The sequence below is a fragment of the Burkholderia orbicola genome, assembly GCF_900100915.1.
Classification (GTDB): domain Bacteria; phylum Pseudomonadota; class Gammaproteobacteria; order Burkholderiales; family Burkholderiaceae; genus Burkholderia; species Burkholderia orbicola.
In genome coordinates this window covers 3427779-3445128 of the sequence record NZ_FNKW01000001.1, presented here as the reverse complement: position 1 = coordinate 3445128, position 17350 = coordinate 3427779, and the positions used below count along the sequence as shown (strand labels likewise).

Genomic DNA, 17350 nt, shown 5'->3' with positions numbered 1-17350 from the left:
AAATCGCAGTCCCCTCCCCGCCTGCCCGCCTCTCTAAATGGGTCGTTTTTGATGCACCGGCCGGGACCCACGTAAACGCCCGCCGGCGCGGGGTTTCGGGAATTTCATATGGTGGAAAATTGATGCGGTTTGGCGCGTAAACATGACGAAATAACGCGCCGGCCTGTGATCCCGGCCGGCGCGGCCGGTTTTATGCGCCCCGGCGGCTCGATCGGGCCTCGAAATCGTCGATCAGCCATGACGCGCCGAGCGCGAGCGCGGCATTCCGCGACACGCCGGACGCCTTCGCGACCTGATCGACGCGGGCGAGCAAGTCAGGATCGATATCGATACTGATTTTGACCTTGGGCCGACGTGCGGCCGGCTTGTCGCTCGGCGTTGCCGGCGTCTCGACGCGCGCGTCGGGCGCACCAGCGATGAATGCGCCGATCGCCGCATCGTCGCGGGCGGCCGGCTTTCTCGAAATCGTCATTTGAACCCCTATCTAATTGATATGGCGTCGATACCATGTCGATATCTGTTCGATATCGACATGAACCCGTTTAGCTGGCATCGGCCGTCAGCACGCCGAACACCGCGTCTTGCAGGCGCTCGATTTCCGCGCATGCGACAGGATCACGGCGCGGCATTTCCTCGACGTGAAGGCCGGCCGCGCTCGCGTTCGCGAACGCCTTGCGGCGGTGGATACGGTACGGCAGCAGTTCCAGGCTCTCATAGCTGGCGATCACCGACTCGGCGTCGCGGTTGTCCGCGCCCTGCACGTCGGCGCAGTTCAGGAACGCGCACGCGCGCAGCTCGCGCACCTTACGCGCTTCGTCGAGCAGCTTCGCCATGTCGTCGAGCGCCCACACATCGAACGAGCGCGGCATGACCGGCACGAGCACGACGTCGGCGGCCATCATGGCCGCTCGAAACGCGCTCGAATCCCGGCCGCCAGCGTCGACGACGACATGGTCGTACTGCCCGGCGTGCATCGTAAGCTCCGCATGCAGTTTTGCGCCGTCATCGTAGGCTGCGGCGGCGATCGCGGCCCGTTGACCGTATGCACGAGCAGCCATCGCCGAAGCGCTCGACTGCTGGCGATCGCCGTCGACGAGCCACACGCGCGCGCCGGCGGCCGAAATGCCGGTCGCAAGCTGTACAGCGATCGTCGATTTGCCGACGCCGCCTTTCGGATTTCCCACGACAACAATCATTGCTCACCCCTATATAGAAACGATATCTACTCGATATCGACGCGATATCACCCCGGTATCGCGTCGATACCGCCTCATTGCGCGGCCGCTATACGTCGAGCCGCATCTGTCCAACCGCCCGTGTCCGCGGTTGCGGTGGTTCGGCGGGCGTCATTTCCAGCCGTGCGCGGTACGTATGCCCGCACACGACGTTGTCGCACTGGTAGTCGATTTCCCACGAGAGCGGGTCTTTCTGTTCCAGCGCTCGCGCGATGCCGCGTGCTCCGCAGTGCGGACAGGCGATCGTGAACCTCATCGCGCACCGTCCTGCAGGCCGATCGACGTACGCGAATCGACGTAGCCGAGCAGGCGCGTCGATGGCCGCACGTCGAGCGTCACGTCGGCGCGCGGGCACGACGACGGCGACAACGAATAGAGAATTTCCAGCCCGGCCGGCGTCCTGTACTCGCATGCGTCGCACACGAAATAGAGGCGCCGCATGGTCGCGGACATACCTTCCGTATGGCGTGCTTCGATCTCGTCGCCACAGCACGGGCAATCGATGGTCATTCGTGACATGGTTTTCCTCGCTCTACAGGTTCCGTTGACCCCGTTTCGCGTCGCTCACGTCCCCGCTGACGCTGTTTCCACTGCCGCGCGCTGCGCGGGCGCCCGTATCGGCCACCCCTGACCGATCCGACCGCGTACAGTTATTGACACCAGTCCAAGGGCGGGCGGCTTCGCCGCCGCGCCGAACCACTCGCCATTCGTACCGCGTCGACGGTACGAAAATTTTCGTCTCGCGCGTGTACGCGCAGAGTCCGTCGACGATGCGTGCGACGCCGATCGCCTCGACGCCGTGCGGCACGCGCACCGGCGCGATGCCGTAGCGGCCTTCGCGATGCTCGACGGTATGCCGCACGTAGACCATGCGCGCCTCGCCGGCTACGCCGCCCATCGCGCGCGAGTATTCCGCCCAATCGGCCGCATGGTCGTCGGTCTTTTGTGCTGCGACCCATGCCGCGCGAATGCACGGTGATTCGTCTTCGCTCGGCAAGTCTTCCTCTTTCACGCGGCGCAGCTCGCGCCACACGCCGACCGGCGCCCCGCCGAACTGTTGGAACTGGCGAATGCCCCATAAGGCCGCCCACGCCTCGACGCGCTGCGACGGCGTGATTTCGTCGTCTTCCCAGAAATCCGACTGGATCACGTAGCCGTCTTTCGTCTTGTGTTCGCCGACGGCATGCCCGTCGATGTTCTTGCTGATGTATTTCGCGACGTAACCGACGGCCGAGCCCTTCGCGCGGTCTATCATTTCGAAGCGCACGCGGTGTTTCTGCGCGCCGGGCTCGTTCCCGGAATCGCGCAAGCCGTGCTTGCGCATCACGGCGCAAAACCGTTCGATCTTTTCGGAGAACACGAGCCCGTGCCAGTGCGGCGTACCGTCGTGATTCGGCTCGGCGACGCGCATCCCAAAGAAGACGATGCCCTCTCGTTTCAGCTCGGCGCGGATGCGTTGCCATACCTTGCGCAGATACGCTTGCGCGGCGCGCGGATCGGAGTCGACATAGCGCGGGTTCGGGCGAACCCATGCGCCCGTCGTCGTTACAGCGTGAAAGCGGCTCGGGCATGTCAGCGTGAACATGACACCGCGAAACTTCACGTCGTCGGCCAGTTCTTCGAGCCCGCGCAGCCGCGTGAATAGCTCGCCGCGCTTCATCGCCTTGTTCGAGATACCTTTCGCGGCCAGCTCGGCCAACGTGAATTGCTGGCCGTTCTCGTTTTCCATCGTCACGGATTCGAGCGTGCGCGCGTTGCGCCGGTTCTGCGCGACGCGGCGCCGCACGGCGTCGTCGCTCGCATACGGCTCGGCCCGGCGATGGACGTAATGCAGACGGATGTTGCTGAATTCGAGCGCGCGGATATGCATCTTGCGCAGTTGGCGGCGCCACCAAAGCTCGCACCGGACGCGCACAATCTGTTCGACGGGATGCTCGAAATCGGGCATGCCGACGCCATATAGACCGCACGCATTGCGCACAACGACGAGTGCATCCGCGATGCTGAGTCCATGCGTGCGCAGTGCGACATCGTTCGCGATGCGGCGTGCTTTCATGCAGATTTCATGGTCGGTAGCGTCTGGGCGCACCGGCATCCTTTCCGGCGCATGCTCGATGAGAAATGCGTCGATTGCCGCCGCTGCTGCGCCGGCGTCGAACAGGTGCGGCGTGCCGGCAACGCGAGCGCTCTCGCGGCCTGCCTCGCGCGCTTGCCGCATGGCTCGATTGAACCACTTCAACGGAACACGCTTACGGGCGCTTTCTACGGCCGGAAGTGCCGAAACAACGTCACCGGCGTCTCGTTCATAGACCCACATCAGGCATTGCCCCCGGCTATCATGCGGGCTTTACCGACGAGGCAGGCTCCGATATGAGAAGCGAACTGATTCCAGGCGAGACGGTCGCCGCGATTGACCAAAGCATCGTCGATTACGTCGACAGCGTTGGCGATGAAAATCCCTTTCCGTTCGTCGAAAAGACGATAGCCGTCGCAAACGAGGCGGGCCGCGTCTACCGGATACTGACGGCGGACGGAGCCCGCGAAGCGATCGCGGCCGACAAATTTCTCACGGAGATTGGATGCGTCGAGCGGCCGACTAAGCGATACAACAGCCTGTTTCATGTGCCGATCAAGGGATAGAAGCATCATGCGCAGAACGGGGCGGATCAGCTCGATTGCTGGCGGCTTGCACCTGCCTTCACGGGCCATGCGGGCTCCGTCCCGTCAGCCGGATGGACGCCACACCATGCGATGACGGCGACGATGGTAATCAGCCAGATCGCCCACAGCGGCAGCGGCTTTTCGTTTCTCGGTTGCTTCATCATTCCCCCTATCTGATCACCCGGCGACGCCGCGCCATCTGCGACAGCAGCGGCCGCAGCTCGCGCATCGCGGCGGCGGCGGCCTGATCGGTGCGCGCCGTGCGCGGCGGGTTGTAAACGACGAACGGGGGCACCAATACCCCCGCTCCGATGCCAAACTCGGCAAGGTCGGCGGCCAGAAAGTCGCGCGAGCCTTCGCCTGCACGTTCCTCGCTCGCCGCGTATGTCATGCGGCGAGCCGTTCGTCGACAGCGTGCGGCGTGTCGACCACATCAAGCGCCTTGTCGAATGCCTCGTCGCGCGTCATCGGATACGACACGCCCGAGCCTTCCGTGTACCAGTGGATTTCACGACGCCCTTCGATGCCCTTGGCGACGAAGTAGCCGCCGTTCCCGAGCCGATCGAAGAATGGGCCGACCTCTATCACGCCGGCCGCCACGAAGCGCGGCGATGCCAATTCGATATCTGCGTCGGTCATGCGGCCCTCGCGATAGACAGGTGCGGACGACCTTGCTCGCGAGCGCGTCGCGCGCTTTCCGCGATGACGCGGCGGCGATACTGCACGCGCTGGATTTCGTTGTGGGCGTGCAATTCGCGGCGAATCGCTTCGGATTCGTCACGCACTACGTTAGTAGTCCGATTGATCGTCACCATAAAAACTCCGCTCAGAACGTCATTGATTGATTTATCAGCGCGCCATCGGCTGCGGTTGTGGGATATGCGGAACGGCTTCCGCATTTGCGGGCGCGCTCGCCTTCGCGTTGAGTGCGTCAGCGATTTCCGCCGCGATCGCGTTGGTGGTAGCACTAGCGAGTTTCACCCCACCCTGCCAAACCTCGTTAGCGTGCGTGATGGTCCGGATGACGCGACGCGTCGTCTGAATCGATGCCGGCCCGCGCGGCGGTTTCCACAGCTCGGCGCCATCGGTGTACGTGTATGCCTTCGCTTCGAGCGTGCGCACGGCGGCAGCGGCCCGGCCATCTGCCGGCGCGGTATCTGCTCCGTAAGGTCGGCGCACGCAGAGCTTGAACGTCTCGGCACAGAGTTCCGCAAATCGCTTCGGCACAACGCGTGCTTGCGACCAGTCCGGGCAGCACGCCTCGTAGCCGGCGGCAATGTCGCCGAGGTGACCGCACTCGGGGCAGAACCGAATCATTTCCTCGGTCTGTCGGGGGGCGGGCTGCTCGACATGCAACGTTCCACCGTGATTTCGCTTCGCGAACGCCCAGCGCAAGCGCGCAACGTCTGCGTTCGACCAGTCCCGAGGCGGCTTGAGCACGACGCTTTGATCGCCGCCGGGTGCGGCGACGTCGACGCCGCACCATACGTTTGACTCGACCGACGCCGTACCGGCGAAACTCTGCACGTAACCGATGATTCCATCGGCGATAGCCCCACGCGCATCGCCGACCAGTTCGTGCGCGGCCGCGATTGCAGCGGCCAACACTTTCGAGCGTGAATCAGCGCGCGTCGGATGCGTCACAGCGACGCCGTCCTGTTGATTAGCTGTTGACCAAAGTGCGTGTTGGTGAAACGACTGGATTTCCCATGCGTTTCCGATGATCCGATCAGCGCGGCGCAGTTCGAGGAACACGGCGAGCGGCGAACCGCTCGCAATCACGACCTGACGCTCGTGATACCGCGTGACGCCCTCGCCTGCCACGTCGTCGCGCTCGTTCGCGCAGCCCCATTCGCTTTTCTGGTCCATCGTCATGACCGCAAGCGCGTTGCGGATTACCGTGTCGGCTGCACGCAGCTCGTCGCGAAGTTGCTGAACGATCGTCATGCCATCACCCCGTCAGCGAGCGACGGGCGGTTCGTCCAGATCCGGACGATGCACTGCATCGAGTCCATCAGCGCACGCCATGCGGCATCGGCGGTTTGGCGGGCCAGCGCGAGCGCGCTGTAACGTGAGTGTGAAAATTGCAACGAAATGTGCTGCATTTGACTTCCCCTTGTTCAACCCCTGAACGGTGTACTGCGAGAAACATCGCCCCGGCGGCTGGGTAGCTATTCCAGCACCGGCGGGGTTGTGAACCGGTGCCGGGGCGACAGCCGGAGAATAGTTCGACCCGTCCGAACATGTCAACCCCGTCCGAACGTTTGCTTACGTCGAACGTTGTCATGGGTCGAGCGTTCGGATAGGCTTGACGCCGGGTTGAATCAAAAAGGGGTTTGTCAATGAAAACCACGATCGAATGGCTCGACGCCGTCAAAGCGGCTCTTGACCTTCCGTCCGACTACGCCGCCGCAAAGGTGCTCGGCGTGACGCGCTCGACCGTTAGCGCCTACCGCAACGGGAAATCGACGTTCGACGAAGACACCTGCTTCCGGGTCGCGGAAATTTTGGGAGTACGGGCGTTTGAAGTGGTGGCAGCGACGCACGCGGAACGTGCGCGCGATGATCGTCACCGCGATTTTTGGATGGACGCTCTGGAAAAATTTTCCAAGGGTTTTCGGTGGCTGGCGCTACCCGCTAACGCTTGTGGGGCTTTGGTCCCGCAGGTGTAACGCCAGCTTTAGTTAGCTACCACTCTGTTGATTATGTCAAATACGAAAAATCGACTGCACGAAGTGCTGCTGGCCAAGCGTCCTCGCGTTCAAACCCTGCACCTCTGCACTTGACCTTGATTGAGGCCGGCTGCCGGTCCAGCTCATTCTTCGTCGTCCCGGCGCGGGCCGCGCGCCGGGACCGGTTGCCGCCTGGCGGCTTCCTCCCTGTCAGAACCGGTACGTCGCCCCGACCTGGAAGAAACGACCAAGGTTCGTGTAGAGCGACTGGTCATAGCCAGTGATGTCGGGCACGGCTTGCCACTCGACGTCGAACGGCGGCTTCTTGTCGAAGAGGTTCGTGATGCCGCCGTAAATGGTCCAATGCTTGAAGCCGCGATAGTTGAACATGAGGTTGAACTGGCTGTACGACGCCACCGATCCCGTACCGCCGTCGCCGAATTCCGCGGCCACGGCGTTCGTATACGGCCCCGTGTATTGCCAGGTCAGCGTGGTGGTCAGTTGCCGGTAGTCCCAGCTCACGCTCGTATTGCCCTTCCAGCGCGGGTTGCTCGCGCCGAACGGCTGCAGCAGCGCAAGGTTGTTGCCGGCGAAGTCCTGCGGTGCGGTTCCGGGGCTGTGCAGCTTGAAGTGCCACACATAAGTCCAGTCGCCTGCGAGCGTGAACGTGCCGTACTTGGTGCGCAGCGCTTTGCGGAAATTGAGATCGAAGCCATCGGTATCGAGCGCACCGAGGTTCACGAAATGCTGAACGAGGTAACGCACCGACCCGTCAGCGTTGCGCACGACGCGGGAGGGATCGTTGGCGACGAGCACCGCATTCGGATCATCGGTACCGATGACGCCGTCGATGCGGACCTTGTAGAACGCCGCACCGATATCGGTCATCGCATCGGGTGAAAGCTGGAAGCCGATGTTGTAGTTCTTCGTGTGCTCGGGCTGAAGATTCGGATTGCCCGCGACTTGCTCCGTCGTGAAGTGCTTGGTCGGCACACCGCTCGGATCGTTCGGATCGACGAGGTTCTGGTGAGAGAGATAGACGGCCTGCGAGTTTTCGACGAGGGTCGGCGCGCGGAAGCCGCGACTGTACGATGCATACGTCGTCAGCATTTGCACCGGCTGGAAACGCAGCGCAAAGCTCGGCGAAAACGCCCCGCCGAAGTCGCTGTAGTGATCGTAGCGGCCCGCCTGCGTGAACGTCAGGTTGCGCAGGATCGGAATGTCGACCTGGTAGAACGCGGCGGCGACGTTGCGCGAACCCTCCACCGTCTGCACGTTCGCGGGTGCGGATACGCCCTGCGACGCGAGCGTCTGCGGGTTGATCGTCGACGATTCGTGGCGGAACTCGGTGCCCAGGCCCAGGCCGACCGGGCCCCCGGGCAGCGTGAAGAGATTCGACGTCGAGGCCTTGGCTGTCACGCTGTCGACCTTCGAGATGGCCTGCTGATCGTCATCCGTGAAAACGCCGTTCAGGCCGTTTGGCGTGGCGGCCGGGTTCGAGAAGTTGTAGGTGCCGTTCGCGAGCATGTTCTCGAGGCCCGCGACGTTGATCCGGTTGCGATACGTCGTATCGACGGTGCTCTGCGAGTGGCCGTAATCGGCCGACCAGTCCCACGCGCCGAATCTGCCCGTGTCGAACGAACCTTTGACGCCCGTGTTCGCCATCCAGAACGTCGATACCGTGTCCGCCCCTACGACGTTGCCCGGGAAGGTCAGGTTGATCGCCGTCGGCACGCCGAACGGGTTATAGGGGTTGCTCACCGGTACGGTGCGCGGCAGCGGCGAAACGGACCCGGTCGACGGGTTGTAGACGTTCGTCGTGCTCGAGATCGAGGCCGGTCCCTGCAACTGGACGGTTTCATCGCGGCTCACCCAGAAGCCCGCATAGGCCTGCGTGTTGTCGTCGATCTTGAAGGTGGCGCGCACCTTCGCGTTCAGGCGCGTCGTGGACGGAACGAGCGATGTCGACGCGGCCGGGTTGTACGTGCAATTGGTCGCGCTCGTCTTGCTGCCCGGCGGGCACGGCGAAAGCGGCACCCTGGAGCCGTCCGCCAGCGACCAGTACGATTGCTGGTTCGGCCCGAGCGGCGCTGCCAGCCCGCCGGGATATTGCGTGAAGTCTTGCGCCGACGTCATGTCGCGATCGCCGAGCGTCGAGCCCGAATCGCGGTAATAGCTGGCGGCCGCGGTGACGTTGAAGCGATCCGAATTCAGGTCGCCGAAGCCGGCCAGTACACTGAAGTTGCCCTGCCCGTCGCCCGGATGCTGCGCCTTGCCGAGTTGGCCGTCGATCTGCAGGCCCTGAAAGTTCTTCTTCGTAATGATGTTGACGACGCCCGCGATCGCGTCCGAGCCGTAGACGGATACCGCGCCGGTCTTGACGATCTCGACGCGCTCCACCATGTTCAACGGGATCGCGTTGACATCGAAGAACGTGTCGGTGAAGTTCACCGACTGCGCATAGTTCGCGACGCGCTGGCCATCGACGAGCACGAGCGTGTATTTCTCGCTGAGCCCGCGCAACGCCATGCCGGCGCCGCCGGGGGCCGAGCTGTTCATCGTCGTCTGGCCCCAGCTGCTTGCGGAATTGGCCGAGGTCGAACGCAGGAAATCGGCAACCGTCGTGTATCCGCTTTGCTGGATTTCCTTCGCGGTGATGACCTGCACCTCGGTGTGACCGACCTTGTCGGATGTACGGATCAGCGAGCCCGTCACTTCGAACTTGTCGAGCTTTTTCACGGTCTGCCCGCCCGCGGCGGCGCCCGATGCCGGCGCGGGCGCGGCGGCAGCCGTGCTGCCGGTTTGCTCGGCGGCGACGCTCCCGTCGACAGGCGTTGTCTGCGCGTAAGCGGAGGTACCCAAAGCCGCCGTCAACGCGACTTCAGCCCATACGATGCTGCGTATTGCCGATCCCAAAGCCGTTGGTTTCATAACACCCCTCTGTCGTCGCAAGGCCTCACCTTTTTGTATGCACGGAGATTCGCCGGCCTTTAAATAGCGTCGCCCCGCGTTCCTGATTCGTCGTCTGGCGATCAAAACCATTCCGTCCGTTTATTTCTTTCAAATTTATTTCTTCCACTGCGGAGTGGAATGAATTTGAAATAAAAGAAGCGGCATTCCTATAGAATTAGGAAACCTAATTACATGGATCGATCTTTTCGTGCATCGAACGGCCGCATACAACATGCCCCTGGAACATTCGCACCATGGCGCTTCGTCAATGAGCGCGTACACGTTGCCAGGAAAGGCAGTCGCTCGTTGAAGGGCTGCTTTACGTCTTCACTTTGAAGGTCTTAATGCACGGAATCTTCATTACCGTTCACTACCAAGGTTTTACGTTGGACGCGAACATAGCAGGACAGAATCGATGCGTCAAAAAATATTTGATGCCACATAACTTTGTTTAGGTGCAATAGATGCACTCTGTTGGTGCCGAATAAAAATCGATATGGTTCATCTTCCGCTACCGTTGTTCTATCTTCCTTGTGCGGCTGCCTTTTTCATCCGCTCGCGCATGCGCCGCAATGGAGCACGCGGCCGGTACTCGTCAGCCTGAATTTTTTTGTTTACCAGAGAGGAGGCACGAATCCTTGGCATGGAAACAGTCCGAACACGTGATCTATGAATCCCGTCGTGTCGGCATAGTGTTCCGCGATCAACAGATCGGACTCCTGATAGTGCAGCCGTTCGAGCACATGCTTGGCGTCGCGCACCCGTCATCCCGTGATCGCACCGCCGACACCCCGTCGCGACCATCAATCGATCTCCATATTTTCAGCCGTTTCCACGCGCTGCGCGTCGCGCTTCGTCACCGCCGCATGCCGCCCGCGCCGGCCTATGGATACCACCACCCGAAACGCCACTGGCGCGAACACGAGCCCGAACATCGTCGCGGCGAGCACGCCCCCGAACGCACCCGTGCCGATCGACCGCCGGCTTTCCGCACCCGCGCCCGTCGCCAGCACGAGCGGCACGACGCCCAGCAGGAACGCCATCGACGTCATCATGATCGGCCGGAATCGCGCGGCGGCCGCGTCGATCACCGCCTGCCGCAGCGGCACGCCGCTCCCGGCCAGATCGCGCGCGTACTGCACGATCAGGATCGCATTCTTCGCCGCCAGCCCGACCACCGTGATCATCCCGACCTTGAAATACACGTCGTTCGGCATCCCGCGCGCGAGCGCCGCCGCGATCGCGCCGATCATGCCGAGCGGCACGATCGTCAGCACGGACAGCGGGACCGTCCAGCTTTCGTACAGCGCGGCAAGCGCCATGAAAACCGCGAGCACGGACAGCCCGACGAGCAGCGGCGTTTGCCGCGCGGCAACCTGCTCCTCGCGCGCCGCATCGACCCAGTCGAAGCCGACCCCGACCGGCAGTGCGCCGGCGAGCCGCTCCATCTCCGCCATCGCCGCGCCCGAACTCGTGCCGGTCGCCGCGCGGCCGCTGATGTCGAGCGACGGATAGCCGTTGTAGCGATTCAGCATCACCGGGCCGACCGTCCAGTGCGGCGCTGCGATGGCCGACAACGGAACCATGTCGCCGGTGCGGTTCGGCACCGTCAGCGCCATCAGTTGCGCATCGGTCGCGCGCGCGGCCGGGTCGGCCTCGATGATCACCCGCCGCATCCGGCCCGATGCCGGAAAATCGTTGATGTAGTTCGAGCCGAACGTGCCGCCCAGAAAGCCCGCGATTCGCTCGAACGGCACGCCGAGCGCATACGCCTTCGCACGATCGACATCGAGTTCGATGCGCGGCGCGTCCGGCAGGTCTTCGAAATGCACGGCGGCGAGCAACGGATCCGTTTTCGCTCGTCCGGACAACTGCTCGCGAGCCGCCTTCAACGCGTCGAGCCCGACGCCGCCCCGATCCTCGAGCCGGAACGTGAATCCGTCGGAATGCCCGATGCCGCGCACCGACGGCGGCAGCGACGCCTCGACGTCGCCGTCGAGGATCGTGCCGAAACGCCCGTTGAGCCGGTCGCGCAACGCCATCGCGTCGACGTCGCGCCGCGACCAGTCCTTCAGCTCCACGAACGCCATCCCGACGTTCTGCCCGCTGCCCGCGAAACTCCAGCCAATCACGCTCGTCACGTTCGCGATCGCCGGCTCCGCGCGCAGGATCGCCTCGACACGCTCGACGACCGCGAGCGTGCGCGCCTGCGTGGCGCCCGCCGGCAACTGGATCATCACCTGCAGTTGCCCCTGGTCCTCGGTCGGCAGGAAGCCGCCCGGCATCATCCAGTACAGCAGCCCGCATGCGATCACGAGCGCCGCGTAGACCGCCACGACCATGCCGGTGCGGCCGACGGCGAACACGGCGAGACGGCGATAACCGGATTCGACGCGCGCGAAGGACGCACCGAAGCAGTCGGCCAGACGCGTGCCGATGCCACGTCGCCGCGCGTGGCCGATTCCGCCGTCGTGTCGCGCGACCGGCTTCAGCAGGTTCGCGCACAGCGCGGGCGTGAGCGACAGCGCCATGAACGACGACACCAGCATCGATGCGATCATCGCCACCGCGAACTGCCGGTAGATGCCGCCGACGGCGCCCGGAAAGAACGCCATCGGCACGAATACGGCGGTCAGCACCGCGGTCACCCCGACGATCGCACCGCCGATCCGCTTCATTGCGCGGCGCGTGGCGTCGCGCGGCGACACGCCCTCCTCCATCACCCGGTGCACGCTCTCGACGACGACGATCGCATCGTCGACAAGGATGCCGATCGCCAGCACGAGACCGAACATCGTGAACACGTTGATCGACAGTCCGAACGCCCACATCGCGACGAACGCACCCATCAGCGTGACGGGAATCACGACGGTCGGCACCAGCGTGTAACGCAGATCGCGCAGGAACAGCCACATCACGCAAAACACCAGCACGACCGCCTCGACGAGCGTCAGCACGACCTCCCGGATCGCGATCGTCACGAAATGGGCGCCATCGAACGGAATCTCCATCGCCACGCCCGGCGGCAATACCCTCGACAGTTCGGCAAGCCGCGCACGGATCGCGTTCGACGTTTCGAGCGCGTTGCCGCGCGGGCCGAGCTGAATGCCGACGGTGGCCGCCGGGCGGCCGTTCAGCCGCGAATAGAACGAGTAGTCGTCGCGGCCGATTTCGACACGCGCGACGTCGGCGACGCGCACCACCGAACCGTCCTGCTTCGACTTCAGCACGATCCGGCCGAACTCCTCCGGCGACGTCAGCTGTCCCTTGACGACGATCGTCGCGGTGAGCTGCTGGCCGCGCTCGAACGGCGCATCGCCGATCGCACCGGCCGTCACCGTCGCGTTCTGCACGCCGATCGCCGCGATCACGTCGTCGGCGCCGAGGTCGTATTCACGCAATTTGTTCGGATCGAGCCAGACCCGCAGCGCCTCGCCGGCGTCCCACAGCTCGGCCGCGCCGACGCCCGGCGCACGCTTCAGTTCGCGCAGCACGTAGCGGTTCAGGTAATCGCCGAGTTGCGCGGAATCGCGCGTGCCGTCGGTCGACGTCAGCGTGACGAGCATCAGGAACGTGTTCGCTGCCTTGAATACGCTGATCCCCTGCTGGACGACCTGCTGCGGCAACCGCGGCTCGACCTGCTTCAGCCGGTTGTTCACGTCGACGAGCGCGATGTCCGGATCGGTGCCGGGCGAAAACGTGACGTCGATCTCGAGATTGCCGTGACCGTCGCTGCTCGTCGCGTAATACAGAAGCCCGTCGGCGCCGTCGAGGCTTTCCTCGATGATGCTGCCGACGTCACCGTCGACCGTCTCGGTCGACGCGCCCGGATACGCGGCCGTGATCACGACCCGCGGCGGCGCAAGCCGCGGATACTGCGCGATCGGAAGCTGCGGAATGGCGAGCACGCCCGCGACGACGATTGCGAGCGCAACGATCCACGCAAAGACGGGACGATCGATGAAGAACGATGGCATCGGCATGCGTCAGCGAACCGCCGGCGTTTCGGCGCGGGACCGCGGAACGGCATCACCGTCGGCGCCGCACGGCGTGTGGGCGGCCTGGGCGTACTTCGCCCGGTTCACGTCAATCATCGGTGCTCTCTTGTGTGCCGCGCACCGGAGCCAGCATCGACGACGCGAGCAGCGCGCGTGTATACGGATGGGACGGCGCATGCAGCACGTCGAGCGTATCGCCCTCCTCGACCACCCGCCCCGCCTTCATCACCACGACCCGGTGGGCCATTGCACGCATCACCGCGAGATCGTGCGTGATGAACAGGTAGCTCAGCTCGTACTTCTTTTGCAGATTCGTCAGCAGATTCAGCACCTGCTTCTGGATCGACACGTCGAGCGCGCTCGTCGGCTCGTCCAGCACCAGCAGCTCCGGCTCCACCGCCAGCGCGCGCGCGATCGCGATGCGCTGGCGCTGGCCGCCGGAAAATTCGTGCGGATAGCGAAGCATCGCCTCGGCCGGCAGGCCGACCTCCTGCAGCAGCGCGGCGACCCGCGCGCGCCGCGCGGCGCCGGCTACCTGCGGCCGGTGCACGGCGAGCCCCTCGCCGACGATCTGCTCGACCGTCATACGCGGCGACAGCGAGCCGAACGGATCCTGGAACACGACCTGCATGCGGCCGTACAGCGCGCGCCTGCCGCCCGTCGTCCGCAGCGCGTCCAGCGGCATGCCGTCGATTTCGATCGAACCCGCGGCCGGCCGCTGCAGACCGAGCACCGTCGCCGCCAGCGTCGATTTCCCCGAGCCCGATTCGCCGACGATTCCCAGCGTTTCGCCGCGCCTCAGGTTCAACTTCACATCGTGCACGGCGCGGAACGTCGTCTTGCCGAGCACCGCGCGCCAGCCCTTCGCCGCGATGCGGTAATCGACGGCGAGGTCCTGCACGTCGAGAATCGTCTGCGCGCCGGCCGCGACCGGCTCGACGTCCCGCTGCGGGGCGCTGTCGAGCAGCCGGCGCGTATAGGCGTGCTGCGGCGCGGCGAACAGCGCGTCGGTCGTGTTCGTCTCCACGAGCACGCCCTGCTCCATCACGGCCACGCGCTGCGCGAAGCGCCGCACGAGATTCAGGTCGTGCGTGATCAGCAGCACGGCCATCCCGCGCGCGGCCGCCTCCTGCTCCTGCAGTTCGATCAGCAGATCGACGATCTGCTGGCGCACCGTCACGTCGAGCGCCGTCGTCGGCTCGTCCGCGAGCAACAGCCGCGGCCGGCACGCGAGCGCCATCGCGATCATCGCGCGTTGCCGCTGGCCGCCCGACAACTGGTGCGGAAAGCTGTCGATGCGCCGTTCCGGCTCCGGAATCCCGGTGCGCCGCAGCAGCGCGATCCCCCGCTCGCGCGCATCGCCCGGCCGCAGCCCCTCGTGCAGCCGCAGGCTCTCGGCGATCTGCTTGCCGATCGTATACAGCGGATTCAGCGCCGTCATCGGTTCCTGGAACACCATCGCGATGTCGGCGCCGCGAATCCCGCGCATCTGCCGTTCGGTCTTCGCGAGCAGGTCCTCGCCGTCGAACAGCATCCGTCCCGACAGCGTCGCCTGCTGCGCGAGACGCAGGATCGACAGCGCGGTCACGCTCTTGCCCGACCCCGATTCGCCGACGAGCGCCACGCGCTCGCCGCGGCCGACCGACAGGCTCAGGTCCTGCACGGCCGCCTTCGCGCCGAAGCGCGCCGAAAACCCGTCGATCTGAAGCAACGCGTTCGCCATCATCGCTCCCCGCCGAATGCCGAACCGCGCGAGCGTGTGTCGAGCGCGTTGCGCAGCGCGTCGCCCATGAAGGTCAGCAGCAATAGCGTAATGACGAGCGCCGCGAACGCGGAGATCGAGATCCACCACGCGTCGAGGTAGTTCTTGCCTTCCTGCAGCAGTTCGCCGAGGCTCGGCGTCGGCGGCTGCACGCCGAGGCCGAGGAAGTCGAGGCTCGTCAGCGACAGGATCGCCGCGCTCATCCGGAACGGCAGGAACGTGATCACCGGCGTCAGGCTGTTCGGCAGCACGTGCCGCCACATGATCTGCCAGTTCGACAGCCCCATCGTGCGTGCGGCCTTCACGTAGTCGAGCGCGCGGTTGCGCAGGAACTCCGCGCGCACGTAGTCGGACAGCACGAGCCAGCCGAACATCGACAGCAGGATGAACAGTAACCACAGCGACGGCGTGAAGATCGATGCGAAGATGATCAGCAGGTACAGGTCCGGCAACGCACTCCAGATCTCGATCAGGCGCTGCCCGATCAGGTCGGTGCGGCCGCCGTAGAAGCCCTGCAGCGCGCCGGTCAGCACGCCGACCAGCACCCCCGACACGGTCAGCGCGAACGCCATCAGCACCGACAGCCGGAACCCGTACAGCAGTCGCGCGAGCACGTCCCGCCCGAACTGGTCGGTGCCGAGCCAGTTGCTCGCCGACGGCGGCGCCGGATACGGCCGCGATGCGAAATAGTCGATCGTGTCGTAGCGGTAACGATTCGGCGGATAGATCGCGAAATTGCCGCCTGTTTCGAGCTTCGCGCGAATGTACGGGTCGAGATAGTTGGTCTTCGCCGGAAAGTCGCCGCCGAACTCGGTCTCCGGATAGTCCTTCACGATCGGAAAGTAATAGTGCCCGTCGTAGCGCACGAGCAGCGGCCGATCGTTCGACAGGCCGTCGGCACACAGGCTGAGCACGAACAGCGTCGCGAAGATCGCGAGGCTTGCATAGCCGAGCGGCTGCGCACGAAAGCGCTGCCACGTGCGCCGCCACGGCGACGGCGACGGCGCGCACGCCGGATCAGTGGTCCAGGCGGCTGAACTGGATACGGGGGTCGACGAGGACATAGCAGATATCCGCGATAAGCTTGGTCAGCAGACCGATCAGGGTGAACAGGAACAGCGAGCCGAGCACGACCGGATAGTCGCGGCGGATCACCGAGTCGTACGACAGTTGCCCCATCCCGTCGAGCGAGAACAGCGTCTCGATCAACAGGTTGCCGTTCAGGAATGCACCGACGAACGCGGCCGGCAACCCGGTGAGCAGCGGGATCGCCGCATTGCGCAGCACGTGCTTCCACAGCACGTCGCGCTCCGGCGCCCCTTTCGCGCGCGCGGTCAGCACGTATTGCCGGCCGATTTCGTCGAGGAACGTGTTCTTCGTCAGGATCGTGACGATCGCGAAATTGCCGATCACCGACGCGGTGACCGGCATCACCATGTGCCACAGATAGTCGAGCGTCTTGCCGATCAGCGTCAGGTCGTCGAAATTGTCCGACGTGAGCCCGCGCATCGGAAACACCTGCCAGAACGTGCCGCCGCCGAACAGCATCAGCAGCAGCACGCCGAGCACGAAGCCCGGCACCGCGTAGCCGGTCAGCACCAGCACGCTCGTCACGGTGTCGAACCGCGAACCGTTGCGCACCGCCTTCGCGATGCCGAGCGGCACCGACACGAGATACGTGAGGATCACCGTCCAAAGCCCGAGCGTGATCGACACCGGCAGCTTCGAGCGGATTACCGCCCACACGCTGCGGTGCGCGAAGTAGGACTGGCCGAGGTCGAACGTCGCATAGCTTTTCAGCATCAGCACGTAGCGTTCGAGCGGCGGCTTGTCGAAGCCGAACTGCTTGCGGATCTGCTCGATCTGCTGCGGGTCGACACCCTGGCTGCCGTGGTAGCCGCCCGCGCCTCCGCCCGCCTCCCCGCCGCGCGCGCTGCCGTGGCGCAACTGCGTGAGCACCTGTTCGACCGGGCCGCCCGGCACGAACTGCGTGACCGCGAACGTGATCGTCACGACGCCGATCAGCGTCGGGATCATCAACAGCAGGCGCCTGAGTATGTATGCCAGCAT

The 17350-nt window shown here is 64.5% G+C and carries 18 protein-coding genes; 1 reads left to right on the top strand and 17 read right to left on the bottom strand.

Annotated elements, in window-relative coordinates; all coding sequences use genetic code 11:
- Positions 1–190: 190 nt before the first annotated feature.
- From BLS50_RS36350 to BLS50_RS35935, 11 genes are all read right to left on the bottom strand, one after another.
- Positions 191–472, bottom strand: coding sequence for a ribbon-helix-helix protein, CopG family (locus BLS50_RS36350; RefSeq protein WP_074802665.1), 282 nt, complete (start codon positions 470–472; stop codon positions 191–193).
- A 70-nt stretch (positions 473–542) separates the two neighbouring features.
- Complete coding sequence (locus BLS50_RS16460) at positions 543–1196, bottom strand: AAA family ATPase (protein WP_074802664.1); 654 nt, start codon at positions 1194–1196, stop codon at positions 543–545.
- 88 nt (positions 1197–1284) lie between these two features.
- On the bottom strand, positions 1285–1491 hold the full coding sequence (locus BLS50_RS16455; protein WP_074802663.1) for an Ogr/Delta-like zinc finger protein: 207 nt from the start codon (positions 1489–1491) through the stop codon (positions 1285–1287).
- Positions 1488–1754, bottom strand: a complete 267-nt coding sequence (locus BLS50_RS16450) for an ogr/Delta-like zinc finger family protein (RefSeq protein WP_074802662.1) — start codon at positions 1752–1754, stop codon at positions 1488–1490. The genes BLS50_RS16455 and BLS50_RS16450 overlap by 4 nt, the downstream gene beginning before the upstream one ends.
- Positions 1755–1767: 13 nt before the next feature.
- Complete coding sequence (locus tag BLS50_RS16445; RefSeq protein WP_074802661.1) at positions 1768–3552, bottom strand: replication endonuclease; 1785 nt, start codon at positions 3550–3552, stop codon at positions 1768–1770.
- Positions 3552–3944 carry a hypothetical protein gene (locus BLS50_RS35385; RefSeq protein ID WP_143028341.1) on the bottom strand — a complete coding sequence of 131 codons (393 nt, stop codon included), beginning with the start codon at positions 3942–3944 and terminating at the stop codon, positions 3552–3554. Before BLS50_RS35385 ends, BLS50_RS16445 begins: the two co-directional genes overlap by 1 nt.
- Positions 3945–4065: 121 nt before the next feature.
- A complete protein-coding gene (locus BLS50_RS16435; protein ID WP_074802659.1) occupies positions 4066–4287 on the bottom strand; it encodes a hypothetical protein in 222 nt (73 codons plus the stop codon).
- Positions 4284–4535, bottom strand: a complete 252-nt coding sequence (locus BLS50_RS16430; protein ID WP_074802658.1) for a hypothetical protein — start codon at positions 4533–4535, stop codon at positions 4284–4286. Before BLS50_RS16430 ends, BLS50_RS16435 begins: the two co-directional genes overlap by 4 nt.
- On the bottom strand, positions 4532–4711 hold the full coding sequence (locus BLS50_RS16425) for a hypothetical protein (protein ID WP_074802657.1): 180 nt from the start codon (positions 4709–4711) through the stop codon (positions 4532–4534). Before BLS50_RS16425 ends, BLS50_RS16430 begins: the two co-directional genes overlap by 4 nt.
- 34 nt (positions 4712–4745) lie before the next feature.
- Positions 4746–5843: a hypothetical protein gene (locus BLS50_RS36345; RefSeq protein WP_256334028.1), complete on the bottom strand. Its 1098-nt coding sequence runs from the start codon at positions 5841–5843 to the stop codon at positions 4746–4748.
- Entirely contained in the window at positions 5840–6001 is a 162-nt protein-coding gene (locus BLS50_RS35935) for a hypothetical protein (RefSeq protein WP_176934205.1), read from the bottom strand. The genes BLS50_RS36345 and BLS50_RS35935 overlap by 4 nt, the downstream gene beginning before the upstream one ends.
- A 237-nt stretch (positions 6002–6238) precedes the next feature.
- Between BLS50_RS35935 and BLS50_RS16415 the strand changes: the two genes are divergently transcribed.
- Positions 6239–6568, top strand: a complete 330-nt coding sequence (locus BLS50_RS16415) for a helix-turn-helix domain-containing protein (protein WP_074802656.1) — start codon at positions 6239–6241, stop codon at positions 6566–6568.
- Positions 6569–6778: 210 nt separating this feature from the next.
- On the opposite strand, the gene BLS50_RS16410 is transcribed toward BLS50_RS16415, so the two are convergent.
- The 6 genes from BLS50_RS16410 to BLS50_RS16385 form a co-directional block, all read right to left on the bottom strand.
- Positions 6779–9499 (bottom strand): TonB-dependent receptor plug domain-containing protein, encoded by a 2721-nt coding sequence (locus BLS50_RS16410; protein ID WP_074802655.1) that lies wholly within the window; start codon positions 9497–9499, stop codon positions 6779–6781.
- Positions 9500–10134: 635 nt separating this feature from the next.
- Positions 10135–10281: a Tn3 family transposase gene (locus tag BLS50_RS35380; RefSeq protein ID WP_256334027.1), complete on the bottom strand. Its 147-nt coding sequence runs from the start codon at positions 10279–10281 to the stop codon at positions 10135–10137.
- Between the two features lie 42 nt (positions 10282–10323).
- Complete coding sequence (locus BLS50_RS16400; RefSeq protein WP_074802821.1) at positions 10324–13497, bottom strand: multidrug efflux RND transporter permease subunit; 3174 nt, start codon at positions 13495–13497, stop codon at positions 10324–10326.
- Between the two features lie 109 nt (positions 13498–13606).
- Entirely contained in the window at positions 13607–15241 is a 1635-nt protein-coding gene (locus BLS50_RS16395; RefSeq protein ID WP_074802654.1) for an ABC transporter ATP-binding protein, read from the bottom strand.
- Positions 15241–16344, bottom strand: a complete 1104-nt coding sequence (locus BLS50_RS16390) for an ABC transporter permease (RefSeq protein WP_011694290.1) — start codon at positions 16342–16344, stop codon at positions 15241–15243. Before BLS50_RS16390 ends, BLS50_RS16395 begins: the two co-directional genes overlap by 1 nt.
- Positions 16298–17350, bottom strand: coding sequence for a microcin C ABC transporter permease YejB (locus BLS50_RS16385; RefSeq protein WP_074802653.1), 1053 nt, complete (start codon positions 17348–17350; stop codon positions 16298–16300). The genes BLS50_RS16390 and BLS50_RS16385 overlap by 47 nt, the downstream gene beginning before the upstream one ends.

Bases quoted from the DNA above. Each gene is read 5' to 3' on its own strand.
- BLS50_RS16425 (WP_074802657.1), bottom strand. From the start codon at position 4,711: ATGGTGACGATCAATCGGACTACTAACGTAGTGCGTGACGAATCCGAA.
- BLS50_RS36350 (WP_074802665.1), bottom strand. From the start codon at position 472: ATGACGATTTCGAGAAAGCCGGCCGCCCGCGACGATGCGGCGATCGGC.
- BLS50_RS16400 (WP_074802821.1), bottom strand. From the start codon at position 13,497: ATGCCATCGTTCTTCATCGATCGTCCCGTCTTTGCGTGGATCGTTGCG.
- BLS50_RS16395 (WP_074802654.1), bottom strand. From the start codon at position 15,241: ATGGCGAACGCGTTGCTTCAGATCGACGGGTTTTCGGCGCGCTTCGGC.
- BLS50_RS16415 (WP_074802656.1), top strand. From the start codon at position 6,239: ATGAAAACCACGATCGAATGGCTCGACGCCGTCAAAGCGGCTCTTGAC.
- BLS50_RS36345 (WP_256334028.1), bottom strand. From the start codon at position 5,843: ATGACGATCGTTCAGCAACTTCGCGACGAGCTGCGTGCAGCCGACACG.
- BLS50_RS16450 (WP_074802662.1), bottom strand. From the start codon at position 1,754: ATGTCACGAATGACCATCGATTGCCCGTGCTGTGGCGACGAGATCGAA.
- BLS50_RS16410 (WP_074802655.1), bottom strand. From the start codon at position 9,499: ATGAAACCAACGGCTTTGGGATCGGCAATACGCAGCATCGTATGGGCT.
- BLS50_RS16390 (WP_011694290.1), bottom strand. From the start codon at position 16,344: ATGTCCTCGTCGACCCCCGTATCCAGTTCAGCCGCCTGGACCACTGAT.
- BLS50_RS16430 (WP_074802658.1), bottom strand. From the start codon at position 4,535: ATGACCGACGCAGATATCGAATTGGCATCGCCGCGCTTCGTGGCGGCC.
- BLS50_RS35385 (WP_143028341.1), bottom strand. From the start codon at position 3,944: ATGGCCCGTGAAGGCAGGTGCAAGCCGCCAGCAATCGAGCTGATCCGC.
- BLS50_RS16455 (WP_074802663.1), bottom strand. From the start codon at position 1,491: ATGAGGTTCACGATCGCCTGTCCGCACTGCGGAGCACGCGGCATCGCG.
- BLS50_RS16385 (WP_074802653.1), bottom strand. From the start codon at position 17,350: ATGCTGGCATACATACTCAGGCGCCTGCTGTTGATGATCCCGACGCTG.
- BLS50_RS16445 (WP_074802661.1), bottom strand. From the start codon at position 3,552: ATGTGGGTCTATGAACGAGACGCCGGTGACGTTGTTTCGGCACTTCCG.
- BLS50_RS16460 (WP_074802664.1), bottom strand. From the start codon at position 1,196: ATGATTGTTGTCGTGGGAAATCCGAAAGGCGGCGTCGGCAAATCGACG.
- BLS50_RS35935 (WP_176934205.1), bottom strand. From the start codon at position 6,001: ATGCAGCACATTTCGTTGCAATTTTCACACTCACGTTACAGCGCGCTC.
- BLS50_RS16435 (WP_074802659.1), bottom strand. From the start codon at position 4,287: ATGACATACGCGGCGAGCGAGGAACGTGCAGGCGAAGGCTCGCGCGAC.